Consider the following 18,358-nt stretch of genomic DNA (forward strand, 5'->3'; position numbering starts at 1 on the left):
TAGCCGGGAACTCGGCGGCCTCACCAACGAAGAAGGCCGGGCATTGCCCGGCCTTCTTGTGCACAACAACCATCGGCAACGATCAGGCGATCAGTTGAGGCGCTCCAGCACCGTCGCCACGCCCTGGCCCATGCCAATACACATCGTCGCAACGCCGAACTGCGCGTTCTGCTCCTGCAGAACGTGCGCCAGCGCACCGGTGATGCGGGCACCCGAGCAACCCAGCGGGTGGCCGAGCGAGATCGCGCCGCCCTTGATGTTGACGCGGTCCATGCGCTCGAGCAGCTTGAGATCCTTCATGACCGCCAGCGACTGCGCGGCAAAGGCTTCGTTCAGCTCGAAGTAGTCAATGTTGTCGATCGACAGACCGGCGCGCTTGAGCGCCTTCTGCGTCGCCGGCACCGGGCCGATGCCCATGATCGACGGATTGCAGCCGGCAGCGGCGACGCTGACGATGCGCGCCATCGGCTTGAAGCCGAGCGCCTTGGCCTTCTCGGCCGACATTAGCAGCGTGCAGGACGCACCGTCCGAGATCGCCGAGCTGTTGCCGGCGGTGACGCTGCCCTTCGGATTGAAGGCCGGCTTGAGCTTGGCCAAATCCGCGAGGTTGGCGTCCGGACGCACGACTTCGTCGAAGTCGACGAAGATCGGCGCACCGTTGGCGTCATGGCCCTGGATGCCGACCATCTCGTTCTTGAACTTGCCGTCCTTCCAGGCCTTGTAGGCCTTCTGGTGCGAAGCCAGCGCAAACTCGTCCTGCTTCTCGCGCGACACCTGATGGGTCTGCGTCAGCATTTCGGCGGTCAGGCCCATCATCGCCGCGGCCTTGGCCTGAGTCACCGACAGTCCCGGATCGCCGTCGAAGCCGTGGGTCATCGCGATGTGGCCCATGTGTTCGACACCACCGCATAGGTAGACATCACCGATGCCAGCCTTGATCGAGGCCATCGCGATGTGGATCGCGCTCATCGACGAGCCGCACAGGCGGTTGACGGTCTGACCCGGCACCGTGTTCGGCAGGCCGGCCTTGAGCGACACGTTACGCGCGATGTTGAAGCCCTGCTCCAGGGTCTGCTGCACGCAGCCCCAGACCACGTCCTCGATATCGGCCGGCTTGAGCGCGGCGTTGCGCGTCATGATGGCCTTGATCAGTTCGGCCGACAGGTCTTCGGCGCGGACATTGCGGAAAGCGCCGCCCTTGGAGCGGCCCATCGGGGTGCGGACCGCATCAACAATGACAACTTCAGTCATTTCAAATCTCCGGAATTCTTGAGAGCGGCCATTACTTCGGGAAGTACAGCGAGCCGTCGGCCGCCATCTTCTTCATCGACTCGGTCGGCTCATAGAGCTTGCCGAGCTGCGCGTACTTGGCGCACTTCTCGAGGATGGTCTTCATGCCGATCGTATCGGCGTACTTCAGCGCCCCGCCGCGGAACGGCGGGAAACCGACGCCGTAGACCAGGCCCATGTCGGCCTCGGCCGCGGATTCGACGATGCCTTCGTCGAGGCAGCGCACCGTCTCGATGATCATCGGCAGCATCAAGCGGTCGACGATCTCCTCTTCGGAGAACTCCTTCTTGCCGTTCGGCTGCACCGAGCCGATCAGCTCGGCGGTCTGCGGATCGATGACCTTCTTCGGCTTGCCCTTCGGATCGGTCTCGTACTTGTAGTAGCCGATGCCGTTCTTCTGGCCATAACGCTTGGCTTCGTACATCACGTCGAGCGAGGACTTGAATTCCTTGTTCGACATGCGGTCCGGATAACCTTCCGCAAGCACGTCACCGACGTGGTGCGAGGTGTCGATGCCGACGACGTCCTGCAGATAGGCCGGACCCATCGGCCAGCCGAAGGTCTCCATCACCTTGTCGATCTGCTGGTAGTCGCCGCCGTCGCGCAGCAGCATCGACCAGCCGCCGAAGTAAGGGAACAGGATGCGGTTGACCAGGAAGCCCGGGCAGTTCTTGACGACGATCGGCGTCTTGCCCATCGAAGCGGCGTAGGCGGCGATCGTCGCGATCGCTTCCTTCGAGGTCTTCTCGCCGTAGATCACTTCGACCAGCGGCATGCGATGCACCGGATTGAAGAAGTGCATGCCGAGGAAGTTTTCCGGCTTCTTGACCGCGGTCGCCAGATCGTCGATCGAGATCGACGAGGTGTTCGACGCGATGATCACGCCGTCCTTGCTCAGGCCCTCGACTTCGGCGAGCACCGCCTTCTTGATCTTCGGATTCTCGACGACGGCTTCGACGATGACATCGACGTTCTTGAAGTCGCCGTAGTTCAGCGTCGGGCGAATCATCGCCAGCGTCTTGCCGGCGGCTTCCGGCGTCAGCTTCTTGCCGACCATCTTCGACAGCAGCTTGTTCGCCTCATTCATGCCCAGGTCCAGCGCCTTGTCGGCGATGTCCTTCATGATGATCGGCGTGCCCTTCGACGCGCTCTGGTAAGCGATGCCGCCACCCATGATGCCGGCGCCGAGCACGGCCGCCTGGTCGATCTTCTTGCCGGCCTTGATGTAGCCCTTGGCCTTCTTCTTGAGGAACTGGTCGTTGAGGAAGATGCCGATCAGCGCATCGGCCACCGAGGTCTTGGCGACCTTGGCAAAGCCGGCACCTTCGATCTTCAGTGCTTCATCGCGCGACTTCGACGCACCCTTCTGGATCGCCTTGACCGCTTCGACCGGCGCCGGATAGTTCTTGCCGGCCTGGCCCTGGACGAACGGAATCGCGGTGCCGAACACCATCATCGATTCGATCGCGTCGAGCTTGAGCGGGCCGGTCTTCTGCGCACGGCGCGCCTTCCAGTCGTACTTGCCTTCGAGCGCCTGCTTGACGAGGTTGATCGCCGCCGCCTTGAGCTGATCCGGCACGACCACGGCGTCAACGGCATGGATCTTCAGCGCCGCGTCGGCCTTGAACTGGCCGCCACCGGCAATCCATTCGATCGCATTGTCGGCGCCGGTCAGGCGCGAGAAGCGCACCGTGCCGCCGAAGCCCGGATACAGGCCGAGCTTCACTTCCGGGAAACCGACCTGTGCCGCTGTCGCGATGACGCGATAGTCGGTCGACATCGCCATTTCGAACCCGCCGCCGAGCGCAATGCCGTTGATGGCGGTCACGGTCGGGAACGGCAGGTCTTCGATGCCGTTGAAAGCCTTGTTGGCTTCGAAGGCCCAGGCCGCGATCTCGGCTTCCGGCGCCTGGAAGTTCTTGCCGAACTCGGTGATGTCGGCGCCGACGATGAAGACGTCCTTGGCGCTGGTGACGATCAGGCCCTTGACGCCGCTGGCCTTGGCCAGCGCTTCGCCGGCTTCCTTGAGTTCCTGCACGGTGCGTGCATCGAACTTGTTGATGGCGTCGTTCTGACGGTCGAAACACAGCTCGGCGATGCCGCCGTCGAGCATGCTCACTCGAATGGACTGCCCTTGATACATGGGAGTGTCACCTTGTGGATGAGAATGTGGCTGGATCAAACCAACCGCTCAGGCGCTGCCGTTTAGGCGTCACGCACCCGACCGCTTGGCCTGCACAGTGCGGAGAAAAAGGGCGGCAATCATAGCCTTGCGTGCTGCAGCGCCGCAAACAGCGCCCTCTGCGCAAGACGGCGCCGTCTCAAGCCGCCGCAGCGCAGGCTTTTGCCTCCTCCCGGAAACACGAGAAGCCGCGCCGGGACCGGCCAATCTGGTCATTTTTTTGACAGCTTTGCCGTCCCCACCTACACTCCCGACTACTTTTTGGGGAAAAAGTCAAGGGATCACGGATGGCTGCCAATCCACTGCAGTCCGCGCAACGTACCCGTCGGGCCGGTTCCGGCCCTTGGTTTCCTGCCGCCTGTCGCTACCTTGCCATTCTTGCTCCCCTGCTCGGCAGCCCCCGAGGCCGACGCTCCGAAATAACCCGAAAGCCGGGCAGCCCGGTGGACGCCCTGGCCTCCGCCGCTACCGAATTCGGGATTTCCCTTTTATTCATTCACGCAAGGAGCTCGTCGCGCACATGAAGAAGTCTGCGAAAAAAGGCAGCACAAAGCCTGCCAAGAAAGCTGCGGGGAAGAAGGTCGCCACGAAGAAGCCGGTCGCCAAGAAGGCGGCTGCCAAGAAGCCCGTTGCCAAGAAAGCGGTCGCAAAGAAGGCTCCCGCCAAGAAGGCTCCGGCCAAGAAAGCTGCCAAGCCCGCTGCGAAGAAGGCGGCGGCGAAGAAGCCGGTCGCCAAGCCCGCGCCGAAGGCCAAAGCGCCTTCGAAGCTGAAAACCAAGGCCAAGGATGCGGTGAAGTCGGCCAAGGCCAGCGTCAAGAAGGCCGCCGATTCGGCGAAGTCCGCCGCCTCCAAGGTCAAGGCAGACGCCCGCTCGGAAGTCAGCAAGGTCACGACCAAGGCGCAAACCACCGCGACCAAGGTCAAGGAAAACGCCAAGCAGGACCTCGACAAGGCCAAGGCTGCGGTCAAGAACGATATCGCGCGCGTCGCCGAGGCGGTTCGCTCGGTGCAGCGCAAGGCCAAGGAACAGGCCCTCAAGATGGAACAGCAGGTTTCGGCCGCCGCGGCCGCTGCTGCAGTCGCCATCACGCCGTCTCCGCTGTCGCGCGCTTTCCTCGCGACCTCGGCTGGCAAGAAGGAAGCTGCCGAACTCGGTCTGGCACCCGGCGAACTGCCGGCGGAAGCCCCGACCGATTTCAACAGTACGTCGAACGGTTCGCCGGACGACTCATCGAACAACTAGAACCAGACCCCTGCGCGGCCTGCCAGGGCGCGCAATATTTAACTCCCTGCCCGCCGAAAGGCGGGCTTTTTGTTTGCCGCGCCGCTGGGCACAATGCGCACAGACCCTTCATCCGCCTATCCGCATGAGCCTGTCGCTCGATCAGAGCACTGAAATCTGCACCGTGCTGGCGGATGCCAGCCGCGTGCGCCTGCTGCTGCTGCTCGAGCATTACGAGCTCAGCGTCGCGGAACTGACCCAGGTCACCTCGCTGACACAGAGCCGGGTTTCGACCCACCTCGCCCGTCTCAAGCGGGCCGGCCTGGTGCACGACAAGCGCAGCGGCAATGCCGCGCTCTATTCAATGACAGGCGTCGACAGCGAAGCCGCGAATCTGTGGGCCGCGCTGCGCCCCAGGCTCGACGATGCGCAGCTGCGCGTCGACCGCGAGAGCGCCGAACAGGTCATCGCCGAACGCAAGAGCGGCCAGACCTGGGCGGAATCCGTCGCCGGACGGATGGATCTGCATTACTCGCCCGGCCGCACCTGGGAAGCCACCGCGCGTTCGCTGATCGGCCTGCTGGAGCTGGGCGACGTCGTCGACGTGGCCTGCGGCGATGGCGTGCTGGCGGAATTGATTGCAGAACGCGCGAAATCGGTGACCGCCGTCGACATCAGCGCAACGGTGATCGCCGCCGCGCGCAAACGCCTTTCGGGCCTGAAGAACGTCAGCTTCTGTGAAGCCGACATGCATGCGCTGCCGTTGCAGAGCGGCGTCTACGATCATGTCTTCCTGATGCACGCGCTGTCGTATACGCGCGAACCGCGCAAGGCGCTGCAGGAAGCGCGGCGCCTGCTCAGGCCGGGCGGCCGCCTGATCGTCGCCGCGCTGGCCGAGCATCCTCACGAGCAGACCATGCGCTCGTTCGATCACCTGAACCTCGGCATCGCGCCCGACGCGCTGCGCAAGCTGCTCGCCGGCTGCAAGCTCAGCGTCGAGTATTGCCGCATCAGCTCGCGCGAAACGCGACCGCCGTATTTCGAGGTGATCACGGCGCTGGCTCAGGCCAGTTGAGCCCGAAGCCAGCAGTAGCCCGGGTGAAACCCGGGACTCCGCCCCCTATTGCGCCGAACCCCGGGTTTCACCCGGGCTACGCGACTCAACGACTACATCAGCCCGGCAGATCTTCCGGCCACAGGCACTTGCCCTTCGCGGCGATCTTCTTCAACCGCGCGCGATGCGCTTCCAGCTCTTCATCGCTGGCGGAGATCACCGGCAAGACGCCCTGGCCCGCGCCAAGCAGATCGACGAAGCGCGAACGGCTCACTGCCGCCTGACCCGGGTCGTCGAGCACCAGACGGCTCTGGCCGCCCGTCATCGCCAGATAGACATCGGCCAGCAGCTGCGCGTCGAGCAGGGCGCCATGCAGTTCGCGATGCGAGGTGTCGATCTCGTAGCGCTTGCACAAGGCGTTCAGATTGACGCGCTGGCCCGGATGCAGGCGGCGTGCGAGCGCGACCGTATCGGTGATCGTGCAGATCGCGCTCAGCTTCTGGTCAAGTCCGCAGCGGGCGAATTCGCGATCGAGGAAGCCGACGTCGAAGCTGGCGTTGTGGATGACCAGTTCGGCGCCGCTCAGGTAGTTCCACAGCTTGGGGGCAAGCTCGCGGAATTTCGGCTTGTCGGCGAGGAAGCTCAGCGTGATGCCATGAACTTCGGCCGCGCCGGGATCGATGTCCTTGTCTTCCGGATGAACGTACTCGTGGAAATTGTTGCCGGTGGGCCGGCGGTTGATCATCTCGACGCAGCCGATCTCGATGACGCGATGGCCCAGATCGACTTCGAGGCCGGTGGTTTCGGTATCCAGCACAATCTGCCGCATCGATTACTTTCCCTTTGCCAGCGCCGCAAGCACGCCTTCGTTGGCCAGCCGATCCGCTTCTTCGTTGCCCGGATCACCGCTATGGCCCTTGACCCATTTCCAGTCGACCTGATGCCGTCCGGCCGCAGCGTCGAGCAGCTGCCACAGATCCTGGTTCTTCACCGGCTGCTTGCTCGCGGTGCGCCAGCCGCGCGCCTTCCAGTTCGGCAGCCAGGTCGTCAGGCCCTGCATCACATACGAGGAGTCCGTATAGAGGGTGACGGCGCAGGTTTCCTTGAGCGCGTTGAGCGCGCTGATCGCCGCAGTCAGCTCCATGCGGTTGTTGGTCGTTTCCAGCTCACCGCCGTGCAGGCGCTTCTGCTGTCCGTTGAACTCCAGCAATACGCCCCAGCCGCCAGGGCCCGGATTGCCCTTGCAGGCACCGTCGGTATAGACAATCACTTGTTTCACAACGGCGCGGATCGACTCAAGGGCTGACGCTGCAGTTTACCGGCATCGCGGATTCAGGGCGTCAGGCCGCTGTCGGCATCGCGCTGTGCCACGGGAACCCCGACACCGACCAGCGGGCGCACTTGCGCACGAGCGACGCGGCCGACGAAGTTCATTGGCAACACGCGTTTGCGCGCACAGACGAGATACGCCTCGGCAAACGGCGCCAGCAAGCTGGCCGGCGACCAGCCGTCGCCGACGCTGTGCGGCGAGAGCCAGGGAAAACCGACGCTGAAACGGCGCACCTCGCCCACCTCGAAATCCAGCAGTTCGAGCCAGTCGCTGACACGCCCGGCGCTGTAGAAGCGTGCGCCGGACGGAAACGCCCGATGGCGCAGGCCGAGCGCAGAGCGCCAGGACCACAAACTCCAGGGGTTGAAGCCGAGCACGAACAGCCGGCCGCGATCGTTGAGCACCCGATCGACTTCGCGCAGCACGTTATGCGGCGAGCGCGAAAACTCCAGCGTGTGCGGCAGCACGATTGCATCGACGCTTTTGGCCGGCAGCGGCAGCTGCGTCGGATCGACAACCCCCGCCGCGGCCGGGTCGCCGAGTGCGCCGAGCACGGCGTGATGCATCGTGCCGGCGCTATCGACCAACGCGGCATCGGCCGCCCAGCTGCCGACCTGCAGCACATGCCGGCCGAAGACGTCCGGCAGCAGACGCGCGAGCTCGCGCGCCTCCAGATCGATCAGCTGGCTGCCGCGGGCCGAGCGCCGCCAGATGCCCAGCGATACGCGGTCCAGCGGACGGGAATTGTTGTGATGACGCAGCGGAGTCATGGCGCTACCCTGCAAGGCGTTTTCCTCATGGTAACGACTATGCGGCTGCAGGCAATCCCGATCTTTACCGACAACTATGTCTGGGTGCTGACCGAGGGTCGCGACGCGGTCGTCGTCGACCCGGGCGATGGCGCACCGGTCGCCCAGTTTCTGCAGGAGAACGCGCTGAATCTGGTCGCGATCCTGGTCACCCACCATCACCCGGATCACATCGCCGGCATTCCGACGCTGCTCGCGAAGTGGCCGGTACCGGTTTATGGCCCTGCCGAAGAAGCCAGCAAAATCAAGATCCTGAGTCAGCAGCTGCGCGACGGGGATATCGTCGAACTGCTCGGCCAGCGCCTGCAGGTCATGGCGGTACCCGGCCATACCCTGGGGCACATCACTTATGTGCAGCTTTCGCCGACGGCCGGCGAGCCGCCGTTCGTCCTGTGCGGTGACACCCTGTTCTCCGCGGGCTGCGGCCGCCTGTTCGAAGGCACCGCGGCGCAGATGCACGCCTCATTGCAGCGGCTCAACGCCCTGCCGGCCGGCAGCCGCATGTACTGCACCCACGAGTACACGCTGTCGAATCTGGCTTTCGCACAGGCGGTGGAGCCGGGCAACAGCGACATCCGCGATCGCATCCGCGATGTCCAGCAGCTGCGGGCCGAAGGCCTCGCCAGCGTGCCGACGGAGCTGGCTCTCGAACGCCGCATCAACCCCTTCCTCAGAAGCGCGGTTCCGGCGGTCCGGGCCGCAGCGGAAAATTGGGCATGCAAGAATTTGTTAGACGAATCAGAGGTCTTCGCCGCCCTACGCAAATGGAAAGATGGCTACCGCACCCCCGTATAGGTGGTAGTCAAACCGACACGATGCTGTAAAGTGCCCGGACAAATAACAGACATGGGGGGACCGTGGGGGTCCTTGGGCGTCGCTTTTTCCTGGTTTTGATTGCCGTTTTCTGGCTGACGCCTGCTGCGTCGAAGACGCCGGAAGACTCGATCTGGCCGCGCGTTGTCGCCGGCATGCAGTTGCGTGCCGAAGCGCAGCCGGACGCCGTCAAATGGGCTCAGCACTTCGCCCGTCACCCTGCCGCATTCAAGGCCATGATGGCGCGCGCACAGCCGCATCTGTGGCACATGGTCGAAGCCGCCGAACGCCGCAAACTGCCGCTGGAGCTGGTTCTGCTGCCCGCCGTCGAGTCCGGGTTCAACACCAGCGCGATTTCCAGCCAGCATGCCTATGGGCTGTGGCAGCTGCTGCCGGCCACCGCCAGCAGCTTCGGCCTGACCAGCAGCGCCAGCTACGACCCGCGCGTCGATCCCATTGCCAGCACCCGCGTCGCCCTCGGCCACCTCAACGACATGTATGAGCGCTTCGATGACTGGTGGCTGGCGATTGCCGCCTTCAACATCGGCCGCGGCCGCCTGGCCGAAGTCATGCAGATGCAGCCCAGCGTCAGAAACTTCTGGCAGCTGAAGAATCTGCCGCCGGAAACCTACGAACACGCGCGCAAGCTGGCCGGCATCTGCCTGCTGATCCAGCAGCCGAAACGTTTTGGCGTGACCCTGCCGCGCATTCCGAATGCCGCGCCGACCGAGCTGATCCGCCTGCGTCGCCCGGTCGACCTCGGCCGGCTCGCCAAGGCGGCCAACATCTCCGAGCAGCTGATCCGCGAGCTGAATCCCGGTCTGCGGCAGATGTCGAACACCGGCGACAAGGCCATGCTCGCGTTGCCGCCGGCCGAAGCCCAGCGCTTGCGCGTGGCGATGGCCAATCAGCGCTATGCGGGCAAGCCGCAACAGCCGGCGCTGGTGCATGTGGTGCAGGCCGGCGAGTCGCTGAGCCATATCGCCAGCCGCTATGGCGTCAGCGTCGCGATGCTCGCCTCGCGCAATGAGCTGCCGGCCGGCGCGCCGCTGCGGGCAGGATCGCGGTTGCAGGTGCCGACCAGCCTCTAGGCGCCCCGCTTTCACGGCTTCCAAACAAAAGCGGCGATGGTTTCCCATCGCCGCTTTTTTCATGCCCGAGTTTCAGGCCCTGTCCGCTCAGTGTGCGCGGGCAGCCTCGGCTGCGGCGGCTTCCGCGGTTGCCGCGGCGCCGTCCGGAACGACCCGGGCTTCCGGCATGCGCTCAAGCGCAATCCGCAGCACGTCGTCGACCCAGCGCACCGGCTCGATATTGAGCTTGGACTTCACGGTTTCCGGAATGTCGGCCAGATCCTTGACGTTCTCGTGCGGGATGACGACGGTCTGGATGCCGCCGCGCTGGGCCGCGAGCATCTTTTCCTTCAAACCGCCGATCGGCAGCACTTCGCCGCGCAGGGTGATTTCGCCGGTCATCGCGACGTCCGCACGGACCGGAATGCCGGTCAGCGCCGATACCAGCGCGGTGCACATCGCGATACCCGCCGACGGGCCGTCCTTCGGCGTCGCACCTTCCGGCACGTGCACGTGCAGGTCGTTCTTGGCGTAGAACTCGGCGTCAATTCCGAGCGCCTTCGAGCGCGAACGCACCACCGTTAACGCGGCCTGGATCGACTCCTGCATGACGTTGCCGAGCGAGCCCGTCTGCGTCAGCTTGCCCTTGCCCGGCGCCAGCGCGGCTTCGATCGTCAGCAGCTCGCCGCCGACTTCGGTCCAGGCCAGACCGGTGACCTGGCCGACCTGGTTGTGCTCCTCGGCACGGCCGTAGCGGAACTGTGGCACGCCGAGGAAATCGCTGAGGTTGGACTCCTCGACCTTGAGCGCCAGCAGCTTCGGATCGATCAGCAGGCGCTTGACCGTCTTGCGACAGATCTTGCTGAGCAGGCGCTCGAGGCTGCGCACGCCGGCTTCGCGGGTGTACAGACGAATGACCGCGCGCAGCGCTTCCTCGGTGACTTCCAGCTCGCCGTCCTTGAGGCCGTTGTTCTTCATCTGCTTGGACAGCAGATACTGGCGCGCGATGTTGACCTTCTCGTCCTCGGTGTAGCCGGCGAGACGGATCACTTCCATGCGGTCGAGCAGCGGGCCCGGAATGTTCAGCGTGTTCGCCGTTGCGATGAACATCACGTCGGACAAGTCGTATTCGACTTCCAGATAGTGATCCTGGAACGTCGAGTTCTGCTCGGGATCGAGCACCTCGAGCAGCGCCGACGACGGATCGCCGCGGAAGTCCATCGCCATCTTGTCGATTTCATCGAGCAGGAACAGCGGGTTCTTGACGCCGACCTTCGACATGTTCTGCACGATCTTGCCCGGCATCGAGCCGATGTACGTGCGGCGATGACCGCGGATTTCCGCCTCGTCGCGCACGCCGCCAAGCGACATGCGGACGAACTTGCGGTTGACCGCCTCGGCAATCGAGCGGCCGAGCGAGGTCTTGCCGACGCCCGGAGGGCCGACCAGGCACAGGATCGGACCCTTGAGCTTCTTCATCCGCGACTGCACGGCGAGATGCTCGACGATGCGCTCCTTGACCTTCTCCAGACCGTAGTGGTCTTCGTCCAGCTTGGCCTGGCAGGCTTCCAGATCGATGTGGGTCTTGGTGCGCTTCTTCCAGGGCACCTGGGTCAGCCAGTCGAGATAGTTGCGCACGACGGTGGCTTCCGCCGACATCGGCGGCATCATCTTGAGCTTGTTGAATTCGGCGACGGCCTTGGCCTTCGCCTCCTTGTGCATGCCGGCCTTTTCGATCTTCTGCGCGATCTCTTCCTGCTCGCTCGGGCCTTCCTCGCCCTCGCCGAGCTCCTTCTGAATGGCCTTCATCTGCTCATTCAGGTAGTACTCGCGCTGGTTCTTCTCCATCTGCGTCTTCACGCGCGAACGGATTTTCTTCTCGATCTGCAGGACGTCGATCTCGCCTTCCAGCTCGCTGAGCACATGCTCGAGGCGCGACTTGGCGTCGGCAATCTCCAGCACTTCCTGCTTGTCCTCGAGCTTGAGGTTCAGGTGCGCGGCAATCGTGTCCGCCAGGCGGCCGGCCGAATCCATGCTCGCCAGTGACGGCAGCAGTTCGGCGGGCACCTTCTTGTTGAGCTTGGCGTAGGCCTCGAACTGGGCCAGGATCGAACGCGACAGCGCGTCGATTTCCTTGTCCTCGGTGAGTTCCTGCTTGGCTTCGGGCAGCGGCTGGCAATCGGCGGTGACATAGTCGCCGTCGAAGTCGAGGTTCGAAACCTGGGCGCGCTCCTGGCCTTCGACGAGCACCTTCACAGTGCCATCCGGCAGCTTGAGCATCTGCAGGATCGTCGCCAGCGTGCCGACGCTGTACATGTCGATCTCGCGCGGGTCGTCGGTATCCGCGGTGCGCTGGGCGAGCAGCAGGATGCGCTTGTCGTCCTGCATCGCGGCCGTCAGGGCCTTGATCGATTTCTCGCGACCCACGAACAGCGGAATCGCCATGTGCGGGAACACCACGACATCCCGTAGCGGCAGAACGGGTGCGGTACGGTCTGTGGATGTGGTCACTGGATCTCCGGATTTCGGGGCATTGCCGGCATTATGCCGGATGGGTGTGGCTGATTTAGTCGGTCAATATGGGCAGTGCCCGCAAAATCAAGGATCAGTGCAGGCAAACGACAGCCGCCCGACCGATTGCAAGATTTGCAGGCTCTGATCACTTTTTGCCCGCCTGACTCAGACCGCGGCGCTGCAGCAGCGGTTCGATCTGCGGATCGCGGCCGCGGAAATCCTTGAACTGCGCCATCGGATCGACACTGTTGCCACGCGACAGCAGGGTCTTGCGGAAATGCTCGCCGTTCTCGCGCTTGAGGCCGCCGTTCTGCTTGAACCACTCGACGCTGTCAGCATCGAGCACTTCGCTCCAGATGTAGGCGTAATAGCCCGCCGAGTAACCGCCGGCGAAAATGTGACTGAAGTAGGTGCTGCGATAGCGCGGCAGCACGCTGTCGAGCTTGACCCCGGCATTCTGCAGGGCACTGTCCTCGAAGCGCATGGCGTCGTCGATGACCGTGCCCGGCGCCAGCTGGTGCCAGGCCTGGTCGAGCAGCGTCGCGCCAAGATACTCGGTCGTCGTGAACCCCTGGTTGAACTGCTGCGCGGCCAGCACCTTGTCGGCCAGCGCCTGCGGCATCGCTTCAGCGCTCTGGTAGTGACGGGCGTAGTGCTTCAATACGGTCGGATCGGTCACCCACATCTCGTGGACCTGCGACGGATACTCGACGAAATCCCGCGGCACCGACGTGCCGGAGAAGTACGGGTACTTCACGTTCGAGAACAGGCCGTGCAGCGCGTGGCCGAACTCGTGGAACATCGTGTTGGCTTCGTCGAACGTCAGCAGCACCGGCTCGCCAGCGGGCGGCTTGGCGACGTTGAGATTGTTGACCAGCACCGCACGCGTTCCGAGCAGGCCGTTCTGCTGCACAAAGCTGTTCATCCAGGCACCCCCGCGCTTGCTTGGGCGTGCGAAGTAGTCTGCAAGAAACAGGCCGAGGACACTGCCATCGGCATCCTTGACCTCGAAAACCCGGACGTCTGGGTGGTACACCGGCAGATCCTTGCGCTCGGTGAACGTCAGCCCGTACAGCTGGCCGGCCATGTAGAAGACACCGTCGCGCATCACGCGCTCCATCTCCAGATAGGGCCGCAGTTCGTTGTCGTCGAAGGCGTAGCGCTGCTTGCGCAATTGTTCCGCGTAGAACGCCCAGTCCCACGGCGCGAGCTTGAAGCCGCCCTTCTGCGCGTCGATCAGCTTCTGCAGGTCCGCCGCCTCGCGCTTGACGTTGGCAACCGCCGCCGGGGTCAGCTTGGCCAGCATCTGGTTGACCGCCTGCTTGGTCAGCGCGGTACTTTCCTCAAGCACATACGAGGCGTGATCGGCATAGCCGAGCAGGCCCGCGCGCGCGGCGCGCAACTCGACGATACGCAGCAAGGTCGCTTTGTTGTCGGCCTCGTTGCCGTTGTTGCCGCGCGTGATCGAGGCCTTGTAGACCCGCTCGCGAACCGCGCGGTCGGTCAGCGAAGTCAGCGACGGCTGTACCGTCGGCAGCTGCAGGCCCAATACCCACTTGCCTTCCAGGCCGCGCGCCTTCGCGGCTTCGGCGGCGGCGGCAACCGCGTCTGCAGCCAGGCCATCCAGCTCGGCGGCATTGTCGAGGACAATCGCCGAATCGTTGCTGTCCTTGAGCAGGTTCTGCTGGAACTTGGTCGTCAGGCCCGACAACTCCGCATTGATGCTGCGCATCTGCGTCTGCTTGTCGGCCGCCAGCTGGGCGCCGGCGCGCACGAAGTCACGCCGCAGCAGTTCCAGCAGGCGCAGGGATTCGGCATCCAGGCCCAGGGCGGCCCGGCCGCCGTACAGCGCCTCGACGCGGGCAAACAGCGCAGGGTTGAGCAGGATCGCATCGTTGTGCGCCGCGAGCTTGGGCGCCATTTCGGCCTGGATCGCCTGAATCTGCGGATTGGTGTTGGACGACGCAAGGTTGTAGAACACCGCCGACACGCGATTCAACAGTGCGCCGCTGCGCTCCATGGCGACCACCGTATTGTCGAAGCTGGGCGCCGCCGGGTTCGTCGCAATCGCGTCGATCTCGGTCAGCTGCTCGCGCATGCCGGCCTCGAAGGCCGGCGCGAAGTGTTCGTCGCGAATCAGGTCGAACGGCGGATACTCGAACTGCAGCGTGCTGGCCGTCATCAGGGGATTGGCCGTGCTCGCCTTCGCGGGCGCGTCGGCAGGCCCACCCATGTTGGCGCAACCACATAGCAGAACTCCGGCGGCAGCTGCCGCGCTCACGCTCGAACGCATCTCAAATCCCCTCTTATGATCTCGAAGCAAATGCTGCCTTGCTGGTCGCTGACTTGACCAGAGTGAATACCCACAGCGACAGTACGTCAACGAACTCCAGCCGCAGCGCACGGCCATGGAGTTTCTGCCTGGGAGAGAGCGTTTGATGCAGGAAGCTTCAAACCGCAGCTGGAGCGCTTGGACGGCGTCGAGCCGTGCTGCGTTGCTGCTCGGCGTTGCGCTCCTGACGGCCTGCGCCTCCCGGGGACCGGGCAAGCCCGAACCGAAGAATCCCTGCGACCAGGAAGCGGTCATCACCGGCGATGCGCCGGAGATCGTCGACGACACGCGAGTGATGCTCGAGGAAACCGGTTGCAAGACCGCGCTATGGCTCGACGGCCTGTTTGCGGACGAGGCGGACATCGAATCCGCGCGCAACACCAACGGCTATCTGTCGACCTCGGCCAGCTATTCCGAATTCGAAGGCTTCGAGACCAAGGTCCGTCTGCGGGTCAGGATCAAGCTGCCTTCGTTGAAGGGCAGGACGTCGGCCTTCCTCGGCCGCGAAGACCAGAGCGATTTCATCAGCGACCGCGTCGAGCGCTTCTCGCTCAGCTCGCAGTTGCCGAAGATCGACGATCGCGAGGAATGGCTGGCGGGCCTGGGCTACGCCCTGCCGGGCTCGAAACGCGTCAGCGTCGATTTCCGGGTCGGCGCCTCCGGGCTCAGCGAACCGCGCGTCTTCCTGCGTTCGCGCGTTCACTACACGCTGTACTCGGACGACGAAAGCGTCGCCTATCTCCGCGTCACCCCGTTCTGGCAGACCCGCGACGGCGTCGGCGTGACGGTCGGCGCAAACTACTCGCAGGTGCTGTCGCCGAAGTTGTTGCTACGGCTGTCTTCGGTGGGCACGACGACCGAGGCGGATACCGGCGTCGACTGGTCGAACTCGGTAACGCTCTACCAGAACCTGACGAAGGGCCGCGGCATGGCCTATCAGCTGTTCATCACCGGCGATACCAATGCGCCGGAGCCGCTCTACGAATACGGCACCGCCGCCACGTTCCGCCAGCCGCTGTTCGGCAACAAGCTCTACGGCGAATTCAGCCTCGGCTACACCTGGCCGCGCATCGATCCGGAGCTGCCGCGCGAGGGCTCGTATGAAGTCGGCATCGGCCTTGAACTGCCGTTCGGCAAGGACGACTAGTCCGCCAGCAGGCGATTGATCGCATCGAGCAGCAATTGCGCGTTTTCGGGCGAATACCCACGGCTCTGGTAGGCGATCCGCCCTTCGCGGTCGATCAGGTACAGCTGTGGGATATCGTCGATCTCGTAGGTCCGGCCGATCAGCTTGCCGGCATCGTGGGTCAGGGTCATCTGCACCTCGGTCAGCTGACGGAGCAACTGCCGGTAGCGCTGGCCGTCCTCACCCCAGTTGACCGCGACAACCTCGATCCGCTCGCGGCCCAGCTTCTGCTGCAGGCCTTCGAGCAGCGGCATCTCCTCCAGGCAGGGCGCACACCAGCTGGCCCAGAACGTGACGATGACGAGCTTGCCGGCAAACGCGGAGACCTTGACCGTCTGCCCGCCTGCCGATTTTCCGAGATAATCCGGCGCCGTCACGCCCGTCGCCAAGGCCGCATTGGCCGGTAACGGCAGCGCGGCGGCGAGCAGCAGCAGACCGGCAAGACGCAGCGTCCCGCTTCCGCAACCGACGAACTTCACAAGGCTTCATGGCCACTGAGCATTCGACCGATCTTACTGCAGCCTCCGAGCCGGTGCGGCTCGACAAATGGCTGTGGGCCGCACGCTTCTTCAAGACGCGCACGCTGGCGAAGGACGCCGTCGATAGCGGCCATGTCCGCTATGAGGACGAGCGGACCAAGGTCAGCAAGACGGTGGCGATCGGCGCCCGCCTGCGCATCCGCCAGGGCTGGGATGACATCGAAGTGGTCGTGCTCGGCGTCAGCGACCAGCGGCGCGGTGCCCCCGAAGCACAGCGGCTGTACGCGGAAACGGCGGAAAGCCAGGCCCGCCGCGAGCGCGAACGCCTGCTGCGTCAGGCGGCCGTCGGCCTCGACAGCCCGCAGCGTCCGAGCAAGCAGCAACGCCGCGAAATCCATCGCTTCAAGCGCGGCAACTGACGCTGCCGGAGCGCGCTATATCCTTATTCCATTTGGGGGTTTTGACCGCCAAATCGTTGTACGACAGGGCCCGCGCTCCTAGACTGCGCACCTAATGAACGCAGCCACCGCCACCGTTATTCGTCCGTCCGCCTTTGTCAGTGCACCGGCGCCAGCCGCAGAAGCCGGCCGCCTTGCGCCGATCAATGCCGAGCAGATCGCCGCACTCAACCGCGAATATGCCCCTCTGCACTTCGAGGAGCGCATCCGCCGCCTGTACCAGGATTTCGAGCCCGGTAAGGTGCTTGTCACCTCTTCGTTCGCGGCCACGTCGGCGTACTTCCTGCACATCGTTTCGCGCATCCGTCCGGACCAGCTCGTGCACTTCATCGACACCGGCTATCACTTTCCGGAGACGGTGGCGTACCGCCAGTACCTGATCGATCTGTTCAAGCTCAAGGTCGCCGACCTGCGCGCCGAGGACTGGAAGCATCAGTTCACGACCGAAGAAAAAACCTGGTCGAAGGACCCGGACTTCTGCTGCTCGGTCAACAAGGTCGAGCCGCTCGAAGCGGTCAAGCCGAACTACCACGTGTGGGTGTCGAGCCTGATGCACTGGCAGACCGAACATCGCTCGGACCTCGAGATCTTCGAGGTGCGTCGCAACATCATCAAGTTCAATCCGATGATCGACGTGACGCGCGACGAGCGCGACGCCTACATCCGCGAACACGACCTGCCGTTTCATCCGCTGGTCGCCAAGGGCTATTCGTCGATCGGCTGCTCGCACTGCACCGTCGCCGGCGAAGGCCGCAGCGGCCGCTGGGTCGGCAAGCCGAAGACCGAGTGCGGCCTGCATCTCTGACGCGACGCTGACCTCGTAGCCCGGGTGCAACCCGGGTTTCACCCGGGCTACAACGACTGCAGATGTCGTAGGCTGGGATGAAGCGTCAGCGGAATCCCAGCAGTCCGATCAGAGGCTGCGCAAAGCTGGGATTCGCTACGCTCATCCCAGCCTACTCTGCTACCGGTCCGCCACGTAAGGATTGCTGCGCCGCTCTTCGCCGAACGTCGACAAGGGGCCGTGACCTGGCACGAAGGTGATGTCGTCGCCGAGCGGAAACAGACGCTCCCGAATCGAGCGGATCAGGTCGGCATGATTGCCGCGCGGAAAGTCGGTGCGACCGATCGACCCGCTGAACAGCACGTCCCCGACCATCGCCAGCGCCGAACCGGCGTGATGGAACACGACGTGCCCCGGCGTGTGGCCCGGGCAGTGGATGACATCCAGCTGCAGGTCGCCGACGCTGACCGTGTCGCCGCCGTTCAACCAGCGGTTGGGCGTGAAGCTGCGCGCCGGCGGAAAGCTGTACTGGCGCGCCGCCTCGGGCAGCATCGCGATCCAGAACTCATCGTCCTTGTGCGGACCTTCGATCGGCAGCTGCAGGCGCTCGGCGAGTTCGGCAACGACGCCGATATGGTCGAGATGCCCGTGCGTGACCAGCAGTTTCTCCAGCGTCACCCCGCGCCGCTGCGCGGCATCGATCAGGCGTTGCGGCTCGCCGCCGGCATCGACCAGGGCACCGCGCATCGTGCTGCTGTCCCAGATAAGCGAGCAGTTCTGCTGGAACGCCGTGACCGGCAATACCTCGACGCCGAGGCGCCCTGCCTGAGTCATC

At 64.3% G+C, this 18,358-nt stretch carries 16 protein-coding genes; 7 read left to right on the forward strand and 9 right to left on the reverse strand.

Annotated features, from left to right (window positions below):
- Window positions 1-90: 90 nt before the first annotated feature.
- Together fadA and fadB are read right to left on the reverse strand one after the other, a co-directional pair.
- Window positions 91-1,251, reverse strand: coding sequence for an acetyl-CoA C-acyltransferase FadA (gene fadA, locus AC3WUF_RS14345; protein ID WP_492426713.1), 1,161 nt, complete (start codon window positions 1,249-1,251; stop codon window positions 91-93).
- Between the two features lie 31 nt (window positions 1,252-1,282).
- A complete protein-coding gene (gene fadB / locus AC3WUF_RS14350) occupies window positions 1,283-3,433 on the reverse strand; it encodes a fatty acid oxidation complex subunit alpha FadB (RefSeq protein WP_492426715.1) in 2,151 nt (716 codons plus the stop codon).
- Window positions 3,434-3,992: 559 nt separating this feature from the next.
- Here fadB and AC3WUF_RS14355 point away from each other — a divergent pair.
- Entirely contained in the window at window positions 3,993-4,715 is a 723-nt protein-coding gene (locus AC3WUF_RS14355; protein WP_492426717.1) for a hypothetical protein, read from the forward strand.
- A gap of 124 nt (window positions 4,716-4,839) precedes the next feature.
- Window positions 4,840-5,769, forward strand: a complete 930-nt coding sequence (locus tag AC3WUF_RS14360) for a metalloregulator ArsR/SmtB family transcription factor (RefSeq protein WP_492426719.1) — start codon at window positions 4,840-4,842, stop codon at window positions 5,767-5,769.
- Window positions 5,770-5,866: 97 nt separating this feature from the next.
- On the opposite strand, the gene dnaQ is transcribed toward AC3WUF_RS14360, so the two are convergent.
- From dnaQ to AC3WUF_RS14375, 3 genes are read right to left on the reverse strand one after another with little or no spacing between them, the layout of a single operon-like run.
- Window positions 5,867-6,577 (reverse strand): DNA polymerase III subunit epsilon, encoded by a 711-nt coding sequence (gene dnaQ / locus AC3WUF_RS14365; RefSeq protein ID WP_492426721.1) that lies wholly within the window; start codon window positions 6,575-6,577, stop codon window positions 5,867-5,869.
- A gap of 3 nt (window positions 6,578-6,580) precedes the next feature.
- Entirely contained in the window at window positions 6,581-7,027 is a 447-nt protein-coding gene (rnhA, locus tag AC3WUF_RS14370; RefSeq protein ID WP_492426723.1) for a ribonuclease HI, read from the reverse strand.
- Between the two features lie 53 nt (window positions 7,028-7,080).
- Window positions 7,081-7,848, reverse strand: a complete 768-nt coding sequence (locus tag AC3WUF_RS14375) for a class I SAM-dependent methyltransferase (RefSeq protein ID WP_492426725.1) — start codon at window positions 7,846-7,848, stop codon at window positions 7,081-7,083.
- On the opposite strand from AC3WUF_RS14375, the gene gloB reads away from it, so the two are divergent.
- Together gloB and AC3WUF_RS14385 are read left to right on the forward strand one after the other, a co-directional pair.
- Window positions 7,831-8,682: a hydroxyacylglutathione hydrolase gene (gene gloB / locus AC3WUF_RS14380; protein WP_492426727.1), complete on the forward strand. Its 852-nt coding sequence runs from the start codon at window positions 7,831-7,833 to the stop codon at window positions 8,680-8,682. The two genes, AC3WUF_RS14375 and gloB, sit on opposite strands and share 18 nt — an antisense overlap.
- Before the next feature lie 95 nt (window positions 8,683-8,777).
- A complete protein-coding gene (locus tag AC3WUF_RS14385; protein WP_492426729.1) occupies window positions 8,778-9,791 on the forward strand; it encodes a transglycosylase SLT domain-containing protein in 1,014 nt (337 codons plus the stop codon).
- An 87-nt stretch (window positions 9,792-9,878) separates the two neighbouring features.
- Here the strand turns inward: AC3WUF_RS14385 and lon are convergent, their stop codons facing one another.
- A complete protein-coding gene (gene lon, locus AC3WUF_RS14390) occupies window positions 9,879-12,281 on the reverse strand; it encodes an endopeptidase La (RefSeq protein WP_492426731.1) in 2,403 nt (800 codons plus the stop codon).
- Between the two features lie 148 nt (window positions 12,282-12,429).
- Window positions 12,430-14,517, reverse strand: a complete 2,088-nt coding sequence (locus AC3WUF_RS14395) for a M3 family metallopeptidase (protein WP_492426733.1) — start codon at window positions 14,515-14,517, stop codon at window positions 12,430-12,432.
- A gap of 205 nt (window positions 14,518-14,722) precedes the next feature.
- On the opposite strand from AC3WUF_RS14395, the gene AC3WUF_RS14400 reads away from it, so the two are divergent.
- Window positions 14,723-15,763 carry a hypothetical protein gene (locus AC3WUF_RS14400; protein WP_492426735.1) on the forward strand — a complete coding sequence of 347 codons (1,041 nt, stop codon included), beginning with the start codon at window positions 14,723-14,725 and terminating at the stop codon, window positions 15,761-15,763.
- On the opposite strand, the gene AC3WUF_RS14405 is transcribed toward AC3WUF_RS14400, so the two are convergent.
- Window positions 15,760-16,281: a TlpA family protein disulfide reductase gene (locus AC3WUF_RS14405; RefSeq protein ID WP_492426737.1), complete on the reverse strand. Its 522-nt coding sequence runs from the start codon at window positions 16,279-16,281 to the stop codon at window positions 15,760-15,762. The genes AC3WUF_RS14400 and AC3WUF_RS14405 overlap by 4 nt on opposite strands.
- 8 nt (window positions 16,282-16,289) lie before the next feature.
- Between AC3WUF_RS14405 and AC3WUF_RS14410 the strand changes: the two genes are divergently transcribed.
- A complete protein-coding gene (locus tag AC3WUF_RS14410; protein WP_492426739.1) occupies window positions 16,290-16,700 on the forward strand; it encodes an RNA-binding S4 domain-containing protein in 411 nt (136 codons plus the stop codon).
- 94 nt (window positions 16,701-16,794) lie between these two features.
- Window positions 16,795-17,544, forward strand: coding sequence for a phosphoadenylyl-sulfate reductase (locus AC3WUF_RS14415; RefSeq protein WP_492426741.1), 750 nt, complete (start codon window positions 16,795-16,797; stop codon window positions 17,542-17,544).
- A 159-nt stretch (window positions 17,545-17,703) separates the two neighbouring features.
- Here AC3WUF_RS14415 and AC3WUF_RS14420 read toward each other — a convergent pair whose 3' ends face one another.
- The gene (locus tag AC3WUF_RS14420) at window positions 17,704-18,357 is read right to left on the reverse strand and encodes an MBL fold metallo-hydrolase (RefSeq protein WP_492426743.1); all 654 of its coding nucleotides are present in this window, start codon (window positions 18,355-18,357) and stop codon (window positions 17,704-17,706) included.
- Between the last annotated feature and the right edge of the window lies 1 nt (window position 18,358).

Source organism: Fontimonas sp. FW305-C-3 (genome assembly GCF_058783185.1).

Excerpts from the sequence above, each read along its gene's own strand:
- fadA (WP_492426713.1), bottom strand. The coding sequence starts at position 1,251 with ATGACTGAAGTTGTCATTGTTGATGCGGTCCGCACCCCGATGGGCCGC.
- fadB (WP_492426715.1), bottom strand. The coding sequence starts at position 3,433 with ATGTATCAAGGGCAGTCCATTCGAGTGAGCATGCTCGACGGCGGCATC.
- AC3WUF_RS14355 (WP_492426717.1), top strand. The coding sequence starts at position 3,993 with ATGAAGAAGTCTGCGAAAAAAGGCAGCACAAAGCCTGCCAAGAAAGCT.
- AC3WUF_RS14360 (WP_492426719.1), top strand. The coding sequence starts at position 4,840 with ATGAGCCTGTCGCTCGATCAGAGCACTGAAATCTGCACCGTGCTGGCG.
- dnaQ (WP_492426721.1), bottom strand. The coding sequence starts at position 6,577 with ATGCGGCAGATTGTGCTGGATACCGAAACCACCGGCCTCGAAGTCGAT.
- gloB (WP_492426727.1), top strand. The coding sequence starts at position 7,831 with ATGACGCAGCGGAGTCATGGCGCTACCCTGCAAGGCGTTTTCCTCATG.
- AC3WUF_RS14375 (WP_492426725.1), bottom strand. The coding sequence starts at position 7,848 with ATGACTCCGCTGCGTCATCACAACAATTCCCGTCCGCTGGACCGCGTA.
- AC3WUF_RS14395 (WP_492426733.1), bottom strand. The coding sequence starts at position 14,517 with ATGGGTGGGCCTGCCGACGCGCCCGCGAAGGCGAGCACGGCCAATCCC.
- AC3WUF_RS14400 (WP_492426735.1), top strand. The coding sequence starts at position 14,723 with ATGCAGGAAGCTTCAAACCGCAGCTGGAGCGCTTGGACGGCGTCGAGC.
- AC3WUF_RS14410 (WP_492426739.1), top strand. The coding sequence starts at position 16,290 with ATGGCCACTGAGCATTCGACCGATCTTACTGCAGCCTCCGAGCCGGTG.
- AC3WUF_RS14415 (WP_492426741.1), top strand. The coding sequence starts at position 16,795 with ATGAACGCAGCCACCGCCACCGTTATTCGTCCGTCCGCCTTTGTCAGT.
- AC3WUF_RS14420 (WP_492426743.1), bottom strand. The coding sequence starts at position 18,357 with ATGACTCAGGCAGGGCGCCTCGGCGTCGAGGTATTGCCGGTCACGGCG.